Annotated in this window: 13 protein-coding genes; 6 read left to right on the top strand and 7 right to left on the bottom strand. The window is 61.2% G+C overall.

The window, feature by feature from the left end; genetic code table 11:
• Positions 1–23: 23 nt before the first annotated feature.
• Together HRH33_RS20150 and ppsA are read right to left on the bottom strand one after the other, a co-directional pair.
• Entirely contained in the window at positions 24–1,013 is a 990-nt protein-coding gene (locus HRH33_RS20150) for an alpha/beta fold hydrolase (protein ID WP_167416852.1), read from the bottom strand.
• A 105-nt stretch (positions 1,014–1,118) separates the two neighbouring features.
• Entirely contained in the window at positions 1,119–3,494 is a 2,376-nt protein-coding gene (ppsA, locus tag HRH33_RS20155) for a phosphoenolpyruvate synthase (protein ID WP_034099721.1), read from the bottom strand.
• 177 nt (positions 3,495–3,671) lie between these two features.
• Here ppsA and ppsR point away from each other — a divergent pair, with 177 nt between their 5' ends.
• Positions 3,672–4,490 (top strand): posphoenolpyruvate synthetase regulatory kinase/phosphorylase PpsR, encoded by an 819-nt coding sequence (ppsR, locus tag HRH33_RS20160; RefSeq protein ID WP_034099722.1) that lies wholly within the window; start codon positions 3,672–3,674, stop codon positions 4,488–4,490.
• 69 nt (positions 4,491–4,559) lie between these two features.
• Here ppsR and HRH33_RS20165 read toward each other — a convergent pair whose 3' ends face one another.
• A complete protein-coding gene (locus HRH33_RS20165) occupies positions 4,560–5,984 on the bottom strand; it encodes an aminotransferase-like domain-containing protein (RefSeq protein ID WP_034138958.1) in 1,425 nt (474 codons plus the stop codon).
• Positions 5,985–6,144: 160 nt separating this feature from the next.
• Here HRH33_RS20165 and HRH33_RS20170 point away from each other — a divergent pair, with 160 nt between their 5' ends.
• The 5 genes from HRH33_RS20170 to HRH33_RS20190 are packed head-to-tail and all read left to right on the top strand — an operon-like array spanning position 6,145 to position 11,639.
• A complete protein-coding gene (locus HRH33_RS20170) occupies positions 6,145–7,038 on the top strand; it encodes a DMT family transporter (RefSeq protein ID WP_162276715.1) in 894 nt (297 codons plus the stop codon).
• A 38-nt stretch (positions 7,039–7,076) separates the two neighbouring features.
• The gene (gene moeB, locus HRH33_RS20175; RefSeq protein ID WP_167416851.1) at positions 7,077–8,939 is read left to right on the top strand and encodes a molybdopterin-synthase adenylyltransferase MoeB; all 1,863 of its coding nucleotides are present in this window, start codon (positions 7,077–7,079) and stop codon (positions 8,937–8,939) included.
• A gap of 24 nt (positions 8,940–8,963) precedes the next feature.
• Entirely contained in the window at positions 8,964–9,878 is a 915-nt protein-coding gene (locus HRH33_RS20180) for a PLP-dependent cysteine synthase family protein (RefSeq protein WP_034099867.1), read from the top strand.
• A 37-nt stretch (positions 9,879–9,915) separates the two neighbouring features.
• Entirely contained in the window at positions 9,916–10,908 is a 993-nt protein-coding gene (locus HRH33_RS20185) for a serine O-acetyltransferase (RefSeq protein WP_034138961.1), read from the top strand.
• A 2-nt stretch (positions 10,909–10,910) separates the two neighbouring features.
• A complete protein-coding gene (locus HRH33_RS20190) occupies positions 10,911–11,639 on the top strand; it encodes an alanyl-tRNA editing protein (protein ID WP_167416850.1) in 729 nt (242 codons plus the stop codon).
• Between the two features lie 57 nt (positions 11,640–11,696).
• On the opposite strand, the gene prpD is transcribed toward HRH33_RS20190, so the two are convergent.
• The 4 genes from prpD to prpC form a co-directional block, all read right to left on the bottom strand.
• Complete coding sequence (gene prpD, locus HRH33_RS20195) at positions 11,697–13,181, bottom strand: 2-methylcitrate dehydratase (RefSeq protein ID WP_167416849.1); 1,485 nt, start codon at positions 13,179–13,181, stop codon at positions 11,697–11,699.
• Positions 13,182–13,310: 129 nt separating this feature from the next.
• Positions 13,311–14,501: a 2-methylaconitate cis-trans isomerase PrpF gene (gene prpF / locus HRH33_RS20200; RefSeq protein WP_167416848.1), complete on the bottom strand. Its 1,191-nt coding sequence runs from the start codon at positions 14,499–14,501 to the stop codon at positions 13,311–13,313.
• An 11-nt stretch (positions 14,502–14,512) separates the two neighbouring features.
• On the bottom strand, positions 14,513–17,107 hold the full coding sequence (acnD, locus tag HRH33_RS20205) for a Fe/S-dependent 2-methylisocitrate dehydratase AcnD (protein WP_034099730.1): 2,595 nt from the start codon (positions 17,105–17,107) through the stop codon (positions 14,513–14,515).
• A 137-nt stretch (positions 17,108–17,244) separates the two neighbouring features.
• The gene (gene prpC, locus HRH33_RS20210; protein WP_034099731.1) at positions 17,245–18,372 is read right to left on the bottom strand and encodes a bifunctional 2-methylcitrate synthase/citrate synthase; all 1,128 of its coding nucleotides are present in this window, start codon (positions 18,370–18,372) and stop codon (positions 17,245–17,247) included.
• Between the last annotated feature and the right edge of the window lie 11 nt (positions 18,373–18,383).

The following is an 18,383-nucleotide window of genomic DNA, read 5'->3' on the forward strand; positions in this document are numbered from 1 at the left end:
AACGCCCTTGGTAGAGCGCTTGGTCAAACCGCCGCGAGGGCCTGCGCCGGCACGCCGAACAATGGTGTAATTGGGTCTTTCAACCACTGCTCCACCAGAGGCCAGACCTCGGCTTGGGCAGCTTTGCTGACCAGCATCTCGACATGCCCGAAATCTTCGGTAAACCCGTGCTTGCGTCCCAGACACACATATTGCCGATGCTCAGTGCCGACTTGTTCGAACAGCTTGCGGCAAGCCCAGTCCGGGTCCTGATGGTCGCCCGCCGCACTTACCGCCAACAACGGCACGTCGACGTCCGCCAAGCCCTTCCACCAGTCACGCTCGGCATCGCCGAAACGCCCGAACAGCCCGTGCCAGCGCATATTTTCAATCAATACCCCCACCGGCTCGTCTTCGGGCCCGCGTTTGAAACGCGCACCGGACACTTCAGCCATTCGCTTGAGAATAAAGCGCCCGCCCCACTCCACCGGTGGAATTTTCAACGGCCAGTAGGTGCGGCTGACCTGACAGCCAAACAACGCGACCGAAGCCACCGCCGGCGCCCCCAGATACTGCCCACCCAGGGCCGCCGCCAAGGTCGTACCGCCCAGAGAATGGCCGATCCAGTGCGGGATTTGCGCGCTTTGCTCACGCACGAACGCGCCGATGGCCGGCAAGTCGTAACGCGCGTAATCAGCCACCCGGTTACGCGCATACGCTTGATTGCGCTTGGACAGACCATGGCCGCGCATTTCCGCAATCCACACGTCAAAGCCTCGACGAGCCAGATAGGCGCCCAGGCCAATGCCCTTGGGCGAGTACCAGAAGCGTCGATTGGAAAAACTGCCGTGCAACAAAATAACCGGGATGCCCCGGTTTTCCGGGACATCGGCCAGCCCCAAACGGGTCACCGCCAGTTCGACGCTGCCGTCCGGGCTGTTGCCGGGTTTGAGGCGATACACATCTTCACTCAGGTCGCCACGACGCTCAGCGCTGATCAAGGCGACGGGAAACAGGTTGCTGCTGCTTTGCATAATGTTCTTGCACAAAAAAGGGCGGCGTCCACATGGATTCCCGCCCTATACAGATAAGAATGCCGGTCAACCTCACGGCTGACCGGCACTTTTCACGGATCGACCTCAGGCGGACGCTTGGCCTTCCGCCAGGAAGAACCAGGTTTCCAGCACCGAATCGGGGTTCAGCGAAACGCTTTCGATGCCCTGCTCCATCAGCCATTTGGCCAAGTCAGGGTGGTCCGAAGGGCCCTGACCGCAAATGCCGATGTACTTACCGGCCTTGTTACAGGCCTGGATGGCATTGGCCAGCAGCTTCTTGACCGCCGGGTTACGCTCGTCGAACAGGTGCGCAATGATCCCGGAGTCACGGTCCAGGCCCAGGGTGAGCTGAGTCAGGTCGTTGGAACCGATGGAGAAACCGTCGAAGAATTCCAGGAACTCTTCAGCCAGGATCGCGTTGGATGGCAGTTCGCACATCATGATCACACGCAGGCCGTTCTCGCCGCGGGTCAGGCCGTTCTCAGCCAGCAGGTCAACCACCTGGCTCGCCTCGCCCAAGGTCCGTACGAATGGCACCATGATCTCGACATTGGTCAGGCCCATCTCGTTACGCACGCGTTTGAGCGCGCGGCACTCAAGTTCAAAGCAGTCGCGGAAGGTTTCGCTGATGTAACGCGAGGCGCCACGGAAGCCCAGCATCGGGTTTTCTTCTTCCGGCTCGTAGAGCTTGCCGCCGATCAGGTTGGCGTATTCGTTGGACTTGAAGTCCGACAGACGCACGATGACCTTTTTCGGGTAGAACGCCGCCGCCAGAGTGCTGATGCCTTCCACCAGTTTCTCGACGTAGAAACCCACTGGGTCGTTGTAACCGGCGATGCGCTTATCGACGCTTTCCTTGATATCCAGCGGCAGGCCATCGTAGTTCAGCAAAGCCTTGGGGTGCACGCCGATCATACGGTTGATGATGAATTCCAGGCGGGCCAGGCCCACGCCGGCGTTCGGCAACTGCGCGAAGTCGAAGGCGCGGTCCGGGTTACCAACGTTCATCATGATCTTGAACGGCAGGTCCGGCATGGCGTCGATGGAATTTTGCTTGATATCGAAGCCCAGTTCGCCTTCGAAGATGAAACCGGTGTCGCCTTCGGCGCAGGACACGGTCACGCCCTGGCCGTCCTTGAGCAACTGCGTGGCATTGCCGCAGCCCACGACCGCAGGAATCCCCAGCTCACGAGCGATGATCGCCGCGTGGCAGGTACGCCCGCCACGGTTGGTGACGATGGCACTGGCGCGCTTCATCACCGGCTCCCAGTCCGGGTCGGTCATGTCGGAGACCAGCACGTCGCCTGGCTGGACTTTGTCCATCTCGGAGACGTCTTTGATGATGCGAACCTTGCCGGCGCCAATGCGCTGGCCGATGGCGCGGCCTTCCACCAATACGGTACCGGTTTCTTTGAGCAGGTAGCGCTCCATGACATTGGCCGAAGTGCGGCTCTTCACGGTTTCCGGACGGGCCTGCACGATATACAGCTTGCCGTCGTCACCGTCCTTGGCCCATTCGATGTCCATCGGGCACTGGTAGTGCTTTTCGATGATCATCGCTTGTTTGGCCAACTCGCTGACTTCAGCGTCGGTCAGGCAGAAACGCGCGCGTTCGGCCTTGTCGACTTCAACGGTTTTTACCGAACGACCGGCCTTGGCCTCGTCGCCGTAGATCATCTTGATGGCCTTGCTGCCCAGGTTACGGCGCAGGATGGCCGGGCGCCCCGCTTCGAGGGTGCCCTTGTGTACGTAGAATTCGTCGGGGTTGACCGCGCCCTGTACGACGGTTTCACCCAGGCCGTAGGCGCCGGTGATGAACACCACGTCACGGAAGCCGGATTCGGTATCGAGGGTAAACATCACGCCGGCGGTGCCGGTTTCGGAACGGACCATGCGCTGCACGCCGGCAGACAGGGCAACTAACTTATGGTCGAAGCCCTGGTGCACGCGGTAGGAAATCGCGCGATCGTTGAACAGCGAGGCAAACACTTCCTTGGCCGCGCGGATCACGTTTTCCACGCCGCGGATGTTGAGGAAGGTTTCCTGCTGGCCGGCGAAAGAAGCGTCGGGCAAGTCTTCGGCGGTAGCCGAGGAGCGCACGGCAACGGCCATGTCCGGGTTGCCCGCCGACAAGGTCGCGAACGCGGTGCGGATTTCTTCGTTGAGCTTCTCGGGGAACTCGGCTTCCATGATCCATTGGCGGATCTGGGCACCGGTCTTGGCCAGGGCATTGACGTCGTCGACGTCCAGGGCATCCAGCGCGGCGTGGATCTGAGCATTGAGGCCGCTCAGTTCGAGGAAATCGCGGTAAGCCTGGGCCGTGGTGGCGAAACCACCCGGCACCGAGACACCGGCGCCCGCAAGATTACTGATCATCTCGCCGAGGGATGCGTTCTTGCCCCCCACATGCTCTACATCATGGACGCCGAGCTTATCGAGGGAAACTACGTACTCTACCAAGGTGATCTCTCCACTAACTGTGTTGGAAAAGCTCAGGACGCCGGCTGCTCGTAGGAGCATTCGCCAGCGTTTGTGGCCTGGACCTGGAAAATAAGTGAGAATGCGGCCCACAGTGGGACGGCAAAATCGCGCCTATCATATCCAAGATTCGTCATCAGCTTAAGGCCCAGGGCTCAAATGAAACGATCTGCTTTCTTTATTTCCGACGGCACCGGCATTACAGCCGAAACACTGGGTCAAAGCCTGCTCGCGCAGTTCGAAAACGTTACCTTCGCCAAATTCACGCGGCCTTACATCGACAGCGTGGAAAAAGCGCGGGCCATGGTACAACAAATCAATCTGGCGGCTGAAAAAGACGGTTTTCGGCCGATCATTTTCGACACCATCGTCAATCAAGACATTCGTGAGATTCTCGCAACCTCGAATGGTTTCATGATCGACATTTTCTCCACGTTCCTGGCGCCACTGGAACAGGAGTTGAGCGAACATTCCTCCTATTCGGTCGGAAAGTCCCATTCCATTGGGCATAACTCCAACTATATGGAGCGTATCGAGGCGGTAAACTTTGCCCTCGACAACGATGATGGCGCCCGCACCCACTACTACGACAAGGCCGATCTGATCCTGGTGGGCGTGTCGCGCTGCGGCAAAACGCCCACCTGTTTGTACATGGCCATGCAATTCGGTATCCGCGCGGCCAATTACCCGCTGACCGAAGACGACATGGAGCACCTGACCCTGCCGGCCGCTCTGCGCGCCCATTCGCACAAACTGTTCGGCCTGACCATCGACCCGGACCGCCTCACCGCCATCCGCAACGAACGCAAGCCCAACAGCCGCTATTCGAGCTACGCCCAGTGCGAGTTTGAAGTGCGCGAGGTGGAGAATCTGTTCCGCCGCGAGAATATTGCGCACATCAATTCCACGCATTTTTCGGTGGAAGAGATTTCCGCGAAGATTCTGGTGGAGAAGGGCGTAGAGCGTAGGTTTAAGTGAGGCAGCTGCAAGTTGAAGCCGCAGGCCACGGCCACTCAGCTCTAAGCTTGCAGCTTGCCGCTATCCCAACTACAGCTGAAACCGCCCCCCTCCCTGCCCTAACGCCGTGGCCAACGCATCGAACCCCGCGCGCAACAACTGATCGTCCCCCGAAGTGTTGCAGATACTCGCCCGGATAAACTGCGGCACGGCGGTCTGCCCCACGGCGAAGGCTTCGGCAGTGGCGATCAGGTAATTATTCTGCTTGAGTTCCGCCTCGATTTCCGACGCACGCCACGGCTCAGGGACTTCAATCCAGAAGTGCGGACTGTTGAGATGGGTGCGGTACTCCAGCCCCTCCAGAAGGCCGCGCACCAGGGCTTTGCGCCGGCTGATCTCATTGATCTGCTGGCTGAGCAGGTATTGCGCCGTGCCGTTTTCGATCCACTGCGTGGCCAGCTCCAGGGTAACCGGCGTGGCCATCCAGCACGTCGAACGCAACGCTGCCGAGATACGGCTGACCAATGCCGGCGGTGCATGCACATAGCCCACCCGCAGGCCTGCGGATACGGCCTTGCTCAGGCTACTGATCAAAATCGTACGCTCAGGTGCGAAAAAACTCAGCGGCGGTGGCCGATCTTCCACCAGCACACCATGGGCTTCGTCTTCCAGAATCAGCAGGTTGTGTTCGCGGCACACCTTGACCAGTGCTTCGCGACGCGCCACCGATAACACTGCGGTGGTCGGGTTCTGAATCGTCGGTGTGCAATACAACGCCGAAATCCGGTGATTACGACAGACTTCATCCAGCGCACTGGGCAGTACCCCTTCGTCGTCCATTTCCAGGCCGATCAAGCGGACGCCGAGCATACGCGCGGCAGTGATCAGCCCAGGGTAAGTCAGTTGTTCGGTGACCACGGTGTCGCCCGCGCGCAACAGCGCCATCATCGCGCAGAGCAAGCCATGCTGGCCGCCATTGACGCAGATAACCTGTTCGGGAATCGGATGGAAATCGCTCTGCACCAGCCACTGCGCGCCCGCGTCGCGGTAGCGCGGCAGACCGGCATCCGGGGTGTAGGCACTGATGTCCTGCAAGAACTTAGCGTTGGTCGACAGGGTCTGGAAGCTCTGGGCCAGGAAGGCGGTTTCCTGCCCCGGGATATGCATATTGCGGCTCATGTCGAAGTACTGGCGCGGTTCCTCACTGAAGTTGCGAAACCCTTCATCGCGCTGGCGCTCCATCCCACGCTTGCGCACGAAAGTGCCGTCACCTACCCGAGCCACCACCAACCCAAGGCGCTCCAGTTCACCATAAGCCCGGCTGATGGTGCCGATAGTCACCCCCAGGTTATCGGACAGCACCCGATGGGGCGGCAGTTTTCGCCCCGGTTCAATCAAGCCTTCAAGGATGCCTCGCTCCATCACATCGGACAGGCGCTTGTACTTCACGCCCTGCCCGCTGGACAGCCCCTCACGCATAATTGACACCATGTCAATATTTGTTTTGACAGCCATCTTTCGCCCTAATAGTGTGCTTTTACGGGTTCAATCGCCGAATTTAACCAGTCATTACAAGTTCAATATAGAGTTCAATTTCGGCTCAGGGAAGCAATAAACGATGCCAATGTCCGCCGTCCTCGAAAACACCGCCAAAACCAAAACCCAGAAACAGTGGGTGGCCGGGCTGGTGACCAGCGTCATGTTTCTGATCGTGTGCCTGAGCTGGGGCACCACCTGGCTGGGGATCAAGATCGCCGTGGAGAGCGTGCCGCCACTGACCTCGGCGGGCCTGCGTTTTCTGATCGCCTTTCCGTTGTTCCTATGCTTTGCCATGGCCCGTCGCGAGCCGATTCTGTTTCCCCGCGAGAGCCGCTGGTTCTTTGTGTTCGTGACCCTGTCCTACTTCAGCGTGCCCTACTACCTGCTCAACTACGGCGAGATGCATGTGTCGTCCGGCCTCACCGCCCTGCTGTTCAGCTGCATGCCGGTGTTCATCCTGATTTTCTCGGCGTTGTTCCTGCGCGAGCGCATCTATTTTTCCCAGGTGGTCGGCATCGGCATCGGCTTCGGCAGCCTCTACATGATCATCCGCAGCCAGGGCCTGCACCTGGATCACGCCGAGTTCTTCGGGGTGTTGGCGATTCTGACCGCCGCGATCATGCATGCCTTGTGCTATGTCATTACCAAGCAAAAAGGCAGCGCCATCAGCGTGATCACCTACAACACCCTGCCCATCGGGATTGCCGGGATGATGCTGTTTATCGCCGGCCTGTTGTTTGAAACGCCGACGTTTGATGCCATCACCCTGCGCTCATGGAGCGCGCTGGTTTACCTCGGGCTGGTGGCCTCGGTGGGCGGGTTCATCGTGTATTTCATGCTGCTCAAGCGCTTGAGCCCGATCATCCTGTCGTTTGTGTTCATCATTTTTCCGGTGTTCGCAGTGATCATCGGCGCCTGGTACGAAGGCGTGCCGATTTCCCGCGACCTGATGCTGTACTCGGCCATCCTGCTGGCCGGTTTTGCAATCACCAAACTGCCGATCGAAAAATTCCTGGCCAAGAAAAATTGACCTGCCCGACCCATCACCTTCAACCACGCGAGAGAAACATGGACGTGCTCCGCCCCGACGCCCTGGAACAGATCTACACCCACGCCAGCCGCACCTATCCAGAGGAATGCTGTGGCTTCGTCTTCGCCGACGGCAGTGTGTACCAGGGCAGCAATATCCAGAATGAGCTGCACCGCAAGAACCCCGAGATGTACCCGCGCAGCGCGGCCAATGGCTACACCTTCTCGGTAGCCGACACCCTGCTGATGAACAAGGCGTTTCGCAGCGACAACCCGGTGGTAGTGATCTACCACTCACACCCGGATGTCGGCGCCTATTTCAGCGACGAAGACCAGGACAAGGCACTGTTCATGGGCGAACCGATCTACCCGGTCAGCTACCTGGTGGTCGATGTTCGCCAGGGCCAGGCCCTGGGTTCCAAGCTGTTTGCCTGGGATGGCAAGCAGTTCGCCCTTAACCCTTTCAACGACCTGCACACGGAGTTGTCCATGAACGCTGTCTCTTTCCCCGACATTCTGGTCCGCGTGGCCAAGCTGCCGGAATCGACCCTTGAGGGCACCGGATCGACATTGCGCGAAGTCATTGAAAACCTCTGCAGCAGCCACCCGCAACTGCGTCCGCATCTGTTCCACGAAAAGAACAACCAGCTCAAGGAACACTTCCTGTTTACCGCCGAGCAAGAGCTGATCAGCGCCGACGACCCGCTGCCGGAAAAAGCCAGCATCGAAGTGCTGCTCGCTACATCGGGCGGGATGGACGTCGACACCTTGAGCAACGAAGAAGTGCAGCGCTACGTGCGCCATATCACGCTGCCCGGCGTGGGTCGCGAAGGTCAGTTGAACCTCAAGAAAGCCAAGGTGCTGATCATCGGCACCGGCGGCCTCGGCTCGCCCATCAGCCTGTACCTCGCGGCGGCCGGCGTCGGCACCCTGGGGCTGGTGGACTTCGACGTGGTGGAAAGCAGCAACCTGCAACGCCAGATCGTCCACGGCAACAGCACTCTCGGCCTGCCCAAGGTCGAATCAGCCAAACAGCGCTTGTTGGACCTCAATCGGCATATCCGGATCAATGCCCACGACACCGCCCTGAATGCCGACAACGCCCTGGACCTGGTGGGCGCCTATGACCTGGTGATCGACGGCACCGATAACTTCGACACCCGCTACCTGGTCAACGATGCCTGCGTACAGTTGGGCAAGCCCTTGGTATACGGAGCGATCTACCGTTTCGACGGGCAGATCAGCGTGCTCAACTACCAGGGCGGCCCCTGCTACCGCTGCCTGTTTCCCAGCCCACCGCCCGCCGAACTGGCGCCCAATTGCAGCGCCGGTGGCGTGATCGGCGTGCTGCCGGGGGTAGTCGGAATGATCCAGGCCACCGAGGCCATCAAGCTGTTGATTGGCATTGGTGAACCGTTGTCCGGCCGGTTGATGCGCTTCGACGCCCTGGCGATGAAATTCAGCGAGATCCGCTTCAAGCGCCGCGCCGACTGCCCGTGCTGTTCGGACCTGCGCCACAGCCAAGCCGTGGCGCCGGCCGTGTGCGCCGATGCCATGCTGCGCGCGCCTTCGCTGGCCGAGGAACGCTACATCAAGCCCCAAGGGCTCAAACAGGTCATCGAACACCCCAGCAGCGCCGACGTACTGTTGGATGTACGCGACGCCAGTGAACTGGAGGTATGCAAGTTGCCGGGGGTGGTGCATATCCCCCTGGCGGAGCTGGATGGGCAGCTGGATCGCCTCAACCGCGACAACACCCATTACCTGATCTGCTATGCCGGCACCCGCGCCGAGCAGGCCGCCAGCACGTTGCTGGCGGCGGGCTTTGCCAACACCAAAGTCCTGCAAGGCGGCATGAAGCACTGGGTTCGCGACGTCGAACCCGACATGCCTTTGTACTGACCACCGGCCATGGGCTCCTACCTCATGCTGCATAACTCTATTCTCGACGCCATCGGCCAGACGCCCATCGTGCGCCTGGCGCAATTTTCCGAAGACCTCGGCATCGAGGTCTACGCCAAGCTGGAATCGCTCAACCCCGGCGGCAGCCACAAGGCGCGCATCGCCCTGGGCATGATCCTCGACGCCGAGCGCCGAGGCGTGCTGATCCGGGACTCCGGGCAAACCATCATCGAGCCCAGCGGCGGTAACACCGGCATCGGCCTGGTCATGGCCGGCAACGTGCTCGGCTATAAAGTGGTGCTGGTGATTCCCGACAATTACAGCCCGGAAAAACAAAAATTGCTGCGCCTGTACGGAGCCAAGGTGGTGCTGTCGGACAGCCGCCTCGGGAACAATTCCCATGGCGAAAAGTGCATGGAATTACAGCTGGAGAACCCCAGCTACGTGATGCTCAACCAGCAGCGCAACGGCGCCAACCCGCAAACCCACCGCGACACCACCGCACGGGAAATCATCCGCGCCTTCGGCGACCGCCATGTGGACTACTTCGTCAGCGGCATCGGCACCGGCGGGCATATCACCGGTATCGGCGAAACCCTGAAGACCGCCTGGCCCGCCATCCGTGTAATGGGCGTGGAGCCGGAAGAATGCGACCTGCTGAAAAACCAGCACGCACCGCACCATATCCAGGGACTGTCGATCGGGCTGATCCCCAGCATCCTCAACGTGGATGTGATCGACGGCATGCTCAAGGTGTCGCACCAGGACTGCAAGGACATGATGAAACGCATCATGCGCACCGATGCCATCAGCCTGGGCCTGTCATCCGCCGCCAATATGGTGGCCATCGCCAGGCTCGCTCCCGAATTACCGCCCGAAACGGTGGTGCTGACCATGGTCTACGACAATGCCGACAGCTACCTGCCCAGTTTCGACTAACCGGTTTTCCAACCCTCCAGAATGCGGGGATGCCTCCATGGGCGGCTTTATCGACATGCAACACCTGCACGATGAGTTGCTCACCCATCTCATCAAGACCCTGACGCCCGCGCAGATGAAGCATTTGGAGCCGCATCTGGCGCCGCTGATCCAGAACGCCGCCCAAGCGATTGCCGAGGATTTGATCGCCTATGCCTATCGCGACCCGGCATCCCGTGGGCGGGGCGAGCTGATTCTGGAGTCCTATGCGTCGTTCAAAGCGGTGCTGTACTACCGCCTGGCCCATCTGGTGTGGAATTTTCCCGACACCCCCAACGGCATGTTCTCGCGCATCGCCCTCAAACTGAGCAACCAGGGCAAGGTGCTCTCAGGCGCCGAAATTCACCCGGCGGCCCGAATCGGCCGGCGTTTTGTGCTGGACCACGGCTACGGCACGGTGATTGGCGAAACCTGCGAGATCGGCAACGACTGCTACATTCTCTGCGGCGTGACCCTGGGTGCCCGAGGCATTGCCAACAACCCCGACGGCAAGCGCCATCCGCGCCTGGGCAACAATGTCGAGGTTGGCTCCGGGGCCCGCGTGCTCGGCTATGTGCTGATCGGTGACAACGTGTTTATCAGCCCGTCCTGTGTGATTACCCAGGACGTGCCGGCCGGCACCAAGGTCAAGGTGGTCAACCAGATCCAGCTGCAAAAGCACGATGAGTCGGACAACAGCAAGTACCTCGGTGCGTTCGCCTTGGACGAGCGCCTGCATGTGGTCGGCGAGATCAATACGAGCCACAAGGTCACCGTGCTCGATGCCGATTTCCACCCGCTGCCGGGATTGATGCTGGAGCCCACCGTCAAGGAGCGCCATCACCTGCAGTTTCGTCTGCACCGCGTAGAACCCGCCAGCCACCTGCCGCGCCTGCCGCTGAACCTCAAGGTTTGCGGGCCGGAATTCGAGATCACCCTGCTCTCTCCCCCTGGCTTGAGTGCAATGGTGCGTCATCTATTGCAAGCCAGCCCACTGATCGTCGGAGGATGAACATGTCCGTGCATACCATGGAAACCCTGGCGCTGTTCGACAGCGCGCCCTATCAGAACGCTTTCAGCGCCCGGGTGATTGCGGTCAGCGAACAAGGAATCGCGCTGGAGCACACCTTGTTCTACCCCACCGGTGGCGGCCAACCGGGTGACACCGGGCACTTCACCTTGCCGGACGGCACCCGGGTGGAGGTGATCGGCACCGTGCGCGACCCGGCCTTGCGTTCGATTATCTGGCACCAGGTCGAGCAGCGGCCCGAACAGTTGACCGCCGGCGTGCAGGTGGATGCCGGCCTGGACTGGGAGCGGCGCTACCAGCACATGAAGATGCACACTTGCTTGCACCTGCTGTGCTCGCTTATCGACGCGCCAGTGACCGGATGCAGCATCAGCGCCGACAAAGGCCGCCTGGATTTCGACCTGCCGGAAATGACCCTCGACAAAGACACCCTCACCCGCGACCTCAATGCCCTGATCGAACAGGCGCACCCGGTCAACACCCTGTCAATGCCCGCATCGGAATACAGCACTTTATTGCAGATCACCCGTACCCAGGCCGTCGCACCGCCGGTGATGCAGGGCTCGGTGCGGGTTATTGAAATTGCCGGTATCGATATCCAGCCTTGCGGCGGCACCCATGTGCTCAACACCGAGGAAATCGGGCGGGTGTTCTGCGAGAAGATCGAGAAGAAGAGCAAGCACAACCGTCGCGTGATCCTACGGTTCGAGTAAGTGGGGTTGCACATGAGGGAGGGCGTTTGCCTCTCCCACATTGTTCTGCGGCGTTTATCAGATCACGAATAGGTCCACGAAACGATTGACCGGCGTGGCCTCAAGCTTCGCCTGGTCTTTGCACAATGCAAAAATCTCAGCACTGCGCTGCGCGGTAAACCGCGTGGCCAGGTTGGCTTTGAACTTGTCTTCCAGCAAAGGAATTCCGTCTACGCGGCGACGGCGATGGCCGATGGGGTATTCGACTGCCACCTGTTCGGTACAGCTGCCGTCGGTGAAGAACACCTGCACCGCATTGGCAATCGAACGCTTGTCGGCCTCCAGGTATTCGCGGCTGTAGCGCGGGTCTTCGACGATGACCATCTTGTCGCGCAGCTCGTCGATGATCGGGTGCGCAGCGTGGAACGCATCTTCGTAGTGCTCGGCCACCAGGTTGCCAAACGCCAGGGGCACGGCGGTCATGTATTGCAGGCAGTGATCGCGGTCGGCGGCATTGGCCAGTGGGCCGACCTTGGAAATGATGCGAATCGCCGACTCGTGAGTGGTGATCACGATGCGTTCGATCTCGTTTAGACGGTTCTTGACCTGCGGATGTAACGTCACCGCCGCTTCGCAAGCGGTCTGCGCGTGAAACTCGGCGGGGAAGCTGATCTTGAACAGCACGTTTTCCATCACGTAAGTGCCATAAGGCTGACTCAGGCTGAACGCCCGCTTGTCTTCGGGCTTGAGGGCCAGGTCCTGGTTGGTGTGGCTGAACAACACGTCATAGAAGCCCCATTGCGGCGCGCTCAACACCCCGGGAATGCCCATTTCACCGCGCAGCGCGATGTCTGCCAGGCGCACGCCGCGGCTGGAAGCATCCCCCGCCGCCCAGGATTTGCGCGAACCGGCATTCGGCGCATGGCGATAAGTGCGCAGTGCCTGCCCATCGACAAACCCATGGGACAGCGCCGACAGCAACTGCTCGCGATTGGCGCCCATCAGCTTTGCGCTGACGGCGGTAGAGGCGACTTTCACCAGCAGCACATGGTCGAGGCCGACACGGTTGAACGAATTTTCCAGGGCAATTACGCCCTGGATTTCATGGGCCATGATCATCGCTTCCAGCACCGCACGCACGGTCAGCGGCGCATCGCCATTGGCCACGCGCTTTTGCGACAGGTGATCGGCCACGGCGAGGATGGCGCCCAGGTTATCCGAGGGGTGGCCCCATTCGGCGGCCAGCCAGGTGTCGTTGTAGTCGAGCCAGCGCACGCTGCAGCCAATGTCCCAGGCCGCCTTGACCGGGTCCAGCCGATAGGCAGTACCCGGCACTCGCGCGCCGAACGGCACCATCGTACCTTCCACCATCGGCCCCAGATGCTTGGTGCATTCCGGGAAACGCAAGGCCAGCAGGCCGCAGCCGAGGGTGTCCATCAGGCAGTAGCGTGCGGTGTCCAGCGCGGTTTGCGACTCGATGCGGTAGGTGAGGACGTAATCGGCGATATCCTGCAAGACCTGGTCATAGTCAGGACGATTATTCTGGTCGACATTGGCGCTCATGGCAGTTCTCCACAGTGGGTTAGGGGTTGCTCCGTCCTCAGGGTCAGGGTTGATCGCTTCGCACGTCTGAGTGCCTGCTTATGGCTGTGGGAGGGGCTTGCCGCCTCCCACAGAGGATGGGTGTCGGGCTTAGAAAGAGTCACCGGGGATGCGTACGAAACCTTCCATCAACACCCGCGCACTGCGGCTCATGATGGCTTTCTTCACCACCCATTCACCGTTTACTTGAGTGGCCTCGGCGCCGACGCGCAAGGTGCCGGACGGATGCCCGAAACGCACGGCGTTGCGCTCGACACCCCCGGCCGCCAGGTTGACCAGCGTCCCGGAGATTGCCGCGGCGGTGCCGATCGCCACCGCCGCGGTGCCCATCATGGCGTGGTGCAACTTGCCCATGGACAGGGCGCGCACCAGCAGGTCGACATCGCCGGCCTTGATTGCCTTGCCGCTGGACGCCACGTAATCGGCGGGCTTGGCCACAAACGCGACCTTCGGCGTGTGCTGACGCTGGGCGGCTTCGTCCAGATGCTTGATCAAGCCCATGCGCAAGGCGCCATGGGCGCGCACGGTCTCGAACATCGCCAGGGCCTTGGGGTCGCTGTTGATCGCGCCTTGCAGTTCGGTGCCGGTGTAGCCGAGGTCTTCGGCGTTGATAAAAATCGTCGGGATGCCGGCGTTGATCAGCGTGGCTTTGAACGTGCCCACACCCGGCACCTCCAGCTCGTCCACCAGGTTGCCGGTGGGGAACATCGAGCCACCGCCGCCCTCTTCTTCCGCCGCCGGGTCCATGAATTCCAACTGCACTTCGGCGGCCGGGAAGGTCACGCCGTCCAACTCGAAGTCGCCGGTTTCCTGGACCGCGCCGTCGGTGATCGGCACATGGGCAATGATGGTTTTGCCGATATTGGCCTGCCAGATGCGCACCACGGCCACGCCATCTCGCGGCACGCGGGCCGGGTCCACCAGGCCGGCGCTGATGGCGAACGAGCCCACCGCCGCCGACAGATTGCCGCAGTTACCGCTCCAGTCCACAAAGGGCTTGTCGATGGAGACCTGGCCGAACAGATAGTCCACGTCGTGCTCGGGGCGAGTGCTTTTGGCCAGGATCACGGTTTTGCTGGTGCTCGACGTGGCGCCGCCCATGCCGTCGATCTGTTTGTCATAGGGGTCGGGGCTGCCGATCACCCGCAGCAACAAGGCGTCGCGTGCGGCCCCCGGCACCTGCGCCGACGCGGGCAGGTCCTGGAGGCTGAAAAAAACACCCTTGCTGGTGCCGCCACGCATATAGGTGGCGGGGATTTTGATTTGCGGTGCGTGTGCCATGTTCATCCTCTTCAGGCGGTGGCCGCCGATTCCAGGAAGTCCTGGGCAAAACGCTGCAACACGCCGCCCGCCTCGTAGATCGACACTTCTTCGGCGGTGTCCAGGCGGCAGGTCACCGGCACTTCGACACGTTCGCCATTCTTGCGATTGATCACCAGGGTCAATTGCGCGCGCGGGGTGCGCGCGCCGACCACGTCATAGGTTTCGCTGCCATCGATCTGCAAGGTGTGGCGGTTGGTGCCCGGCAGGAACTCCAGCGGCAACACGCCCATGCCCACCAGGTTGGTGCGGTGAATACGCTCGAAGCCTTCGGCGGCAATCGCTTCCACACCGGCCAGACGCACGCCCTTGGCCGCCCAGTCACGGGACGAGCCCTGACCGTAATCGGCGCCGGCGATGATGATCAACGGCTGCTTGCGCTCCATGTAGGTTTCGATGGCTTCCCACATCCGCGTGACCTTGCCTTCCGGTTCGATGCGCGCCAGGGAGCCCTGCTTGACCTTGCCGTTCTCGACGACCATTTCGTTGAACAGTTTCGGGTTGGCGAAGGTGGCGCGCTGCGCGGTCAGGTGGTCGCCACGGTGGGTCGCGTAAGAGTTGAAGTCCACTTCCGGCAGGCCCATTTTCGCCAGGTATTCGCCGGCGGCGCTGTCGAGCATGATCGCGTTGGAAGGCGACAGGTGATCGGTGGTGATGTTGTCCGGCAGCACCGCCAGCGGGCGCATGCCCTTGAGCGGCCGCGCCCCGGCCAGCGCGCCCTCCCAGTACGGCGGACGGCGGATATAGGTACTTTGCGGGCGCCAGTCGTACAGCGGCGCAACTTTCGGGCCGGTGTCCTCGTGCACCGCGAACATCGGGATATACACGGCGCGGAACTGCTCCGGCTTGACCGACGCCTGAACCACCGCGTCGATTTCCTCATCGCTTGGCCAGATGTCCTGCAGGCGGATTTCCTTGCCATGGGCGTCGTGGCCGAGCACGTCCTTTTCGATATCGAAACGGATGGTGCCAGCAATCGCGTAGGCCACCACCAACGGCGGCGACGCGAGAAACGCCTGCTTGGCGTACGGGTGAATACGCCCATCGAAGTTGCGGTTGCCCGACAGCACGGCGGTGGCGTACAGGTCGCGGTCGATGATTTCCTGCTGGATCACCGGGTCCAGCGCGCCGGACATGCCATTGCAGGTAGTGCAGGCAAACGCCACCACGCCAAAACCGAGTTTTTCCAGTTCATGGCCCAGGCCGGCTTCTTCCAGGTACATGGCCACGGTTTTCGAACCCGGTGCCAGGGACGATTTGACCCACGGCTTGCGTGTCAGCCCCAGTTTGTTGGCATTACGCGCCAGCAAGCCGGCGGCGATCACGTTGCGCGGGTTGCTAGTGTTGGTGCAGCTGGTGATGGCGGCAATGATCACGGCGCCGTCGGGCATTTGACCGGGCACTTCGTCCCATTGGCCGCTGATGCCTTTGGAGGCCAGGTCGCGGGTGGCGACGCGAGCGTGGGGGTTGCTCGGGCCGGCCATATTGCGCACGACGCTGGAGAGGTCGAAGGTCAGGCCGCGCTCGTATTGGGCGCCCTTGAGATCGTCGGCCCACAAGCCGGTGTGACGCGCGTACTGCTCGACCAGCGCGACCTGTTGGTCTTCACGCCCGGTGAGTTTGAGGTACGCGATGGTCTGTTGATCGATGTAGAACATCGCCGCGGTGGCGCCGTACTCCGGGGCCATGTTGGAGATGGTCGCGCGGTCGCCGAGGGTCAGTTTGGACGCGCCCTCACCGAAAAATTCCAGCCAGGCGCCAACCACTTTCTGTTGGCGCAGGAACTCAGTCAGCGCCAGCACCATATCGGTGGCGGTGATGCCCGGTTGCAGCTTGCCGGTCAGCTCCACGCCCACGCTTTCCGGCAGGCGCATCCATGAGGCGCGGCCGAGCATCACGCTCTCGGCTTCCAGGCCGCCGACGCCGATGGCGATCACGCCCAAGGCATCCACATGGGGGGTATGGCTGTCGGTGCCGACACAGGTATCGGGGAACGCCACACCGTCGCGCACCTGGATCACCGGAGACATTTTCTCCAGGTTGATCTGGTGCATGATGCCGTTGCCCGGCGGGATCACGTCGACGTTCTTGAAAGCCTTCTTGGTCCACTCGATAAAGTGGAAACGGTCTTCGTTGCGACGGTCTTCGATGGCGCGGTTTTTCTCAAAAGCCTGCGGATCGGCACCGCCCGCTTCGACGGCCAGGGAGTGGTCGACGATCAACTGAGTCGGCACCACCGGGTTGACCTGCGCCGGGTCGCCGCCTTGTTGGGCGATGGCATCGCGCAGGCCGGCGAGGTCCACCAGGGCGGTCTGACCGAGGATGTCATGGCACACAACACGTGCCGGGAACCACGGAAAGTCCAGGTCGCGCTTGCGCTCGATCAGTTGGCTCAGGGAGGCGTTGAGGGTGGCGGGGTCGCAGCGACGCACCAGGTTCTCGGCAAGCACACGAGAGGTATAAGGCAGCGTGGCATAGGCGCCGGGACGAATGGCATCGACCGCCGCACGGGCATCGAAGTAATCCAGGCGACTGCCGGGGAGCGGTTTGCGAAATTCAGTGTTCATCGGTCAGGACTCGGTCACGGTGATTGCAAAAGGAAGACCTGCGCCGATCCAAAATTGAAATGCGACTTAAATGTGGAAGGGGCTTGCCCCTCCCACACTGGGTCCGGTTTCTACTTCGAGATCGTCGGTGTTCCCATTCAGCGACGTTCGATTGGCACGAACTTGCGCTGCTCGACGCCGATGTACTCGGCGCTCGGACGGATGATGCGGTTGTTGGCACGTTGTTCGAACACATGGGCGGCCCAGCCGGTCAGGCGCGAGCACACGAAGATCGGCGTGAACAGCTTGGTCGGGATGCCCATGAAGTGGTATGCCGAGGCATGGTAGAAGTCGGCGTTGGGGAACAGTTTCTTCTGCTCCCACATGGTCTTGTCGATGGCTTCGGACACCGGGAACAGCACGGTGTCGCCCACTTCATCGGCGAGTTTCTTCGCCCAGCCCTTGATCACTTCGTTACGCGGGTCGCTGTCTTTGTAGATCGCGTGGCCGAAACCCATGATCTTGTCTTTGCGCGCCAGCATGCCAAGGGTGCCTTCCACCGCTTCTTCGGCCGAGGCGAAGCGCTCGATCATTTCCATCGCCGCTTCGTTGGCGCCGCCGTGCAGTGGGCCGCGCAGGGAACCGATGGCGGCGGTGACACAGGAATACAGGTCGGACAGGGTCGAGGCGCAGACCCGCGCGGTGAAGGTCGAGGCGTTGAATTCATGCTCGGCGTAGAGGATCAACGACACGTTCATCACTTTGACGTGCAACTCGCTCGGCGTCTTGCCGTGCAGCAGGTGCAGGAAGTGCCCGCCGATGCTCGGCTCGTCGCTCACGCAGTCGATGCGCTGGCCGTCGTGGCTGAAGCGGTACCAGTAGCACATGATCGCTGGGAACGCGGCGAGCAGGCGGTCGGTGACATCGCGCTGGGCGCTGAAGTCTTTTTCCGGCTCGATATTGCCCAGGAACGAGCAACCGGTGCGCATCACATCCATCGGGTGGGCGTCGGCGGGAATGCGTTCTAGCACTTCTTTGAGCGCCTGAGGCAGGTCGCGCAATTTGCTCAGCTTGGCACTGTAGGCTGCCAATTCGGTCTTGCTCGGCAGCTCGCCGTACAGCAACAGGTAGGCGACCTCTTCGAATTGCGCGTCGGCGGCCAATTCACGCACGTCGTAGCCGCGATAGGTCAAGCCGGCACCGGCCTGGCCCACGGTGGACAGTGCAGTCTGCCCGGCCACCTGACCACGTAGGCCGGCGCCACTCAATACTTTTGCTTCAGCCATGGTTCTTCTCC

Origin of the sequence: Pseudomonas rhodesiae (genome assembly GCF_013285305.1) — a bacterium.
Lineage (GTDB): Bacteria > Pseudomonadota > Gammaproteobacteria > Pseudomonadales > Pseudomonadaceae > Aquipseudomonas > Aquipseudomonas rhodesiae.

What these genes read in the sequence shown, in the direction of transcription:
- HRH33_RS20190 (WP_167416850.1), top strand. Translation starts at nt 10,911, where the DNA reads ATGTCCGTGCATACCATGGAAACCCTGGCGCTGTTCGACAGCGCGCCC.
- HRH33_RS20185 (WP_034138961.1), top strand. Translation starts at nt 9,916, where the DNA reads ATGGGCGGCTTTATCGACATGCAACACCTGCACGATGAGTTGCTCACC.
- ppsR (WP_034099722.1), top strand. Translation starts at nt 3,672, where the DNA reads ATGAAACGATCTGCTTTCTTTATTTCCGACGGCACCGGCATTACAGCC.
- prpC (WP_034099731.1), bottom strand. Translation starts at nt 18,372, where the DNA reads ATGGCTGAAGCAAAAGTATTGAGTGGCGCCGGCCTACGTGGTCAGGTG.
- acnD (WP_034099730.1), bottom strand. Translation starts at nt 17,107, where the DNA reads ATGAACACTGAATTTCGCAAACCGCTCCCCGGCAGTCGCCTGGATTAC.
- prpF (WP_167416848.1), bottom strand. Translation starts at nt 14,501, where the DNA reads ATGGCACACGCACCGCAAATCAAAATCCCCGCCACCTATATGCGTGGC.
- HRH33_RS20150 (WP_167416852.1), bottom strand. Translation starts at nt 1,013, where the DNA reads ATGCAAAGCAGCAGCAACCTGTTTCCCGTCGCCTTGATCAGCGCTGAG.
- moeB (WP_167416851.1), top strand. Translation starts at nt 7,077, where the DNA reads ATGGACGTGCTCCGCCCCGACGCCCTGGAACAGATCTACACCCACGCC.
- prpD (WP_167416849.1), bottom strand. Translation starts at nt 13,181, where the DNA reads ATGAGCGCCAATGTCGACCAGAATAATCGTCCTGACTATGACCAGGTC.
- HRH33_RS20180 (WP_034099867.1), top strand. Translation starts at nt 8,964, where the DNA reads ATGCTGCATAACTCTATTCTCGACGCCATCGGCCAGACGCCCATCGTG.
- HRH33_RS20165 (WP_034138958.1), bottom strand. Translation starts at nt 5,984, where the DNA reads ATGGCTGTCAAAACAAATATTGACATGGTGTCAATTATGCGTGAGGGG.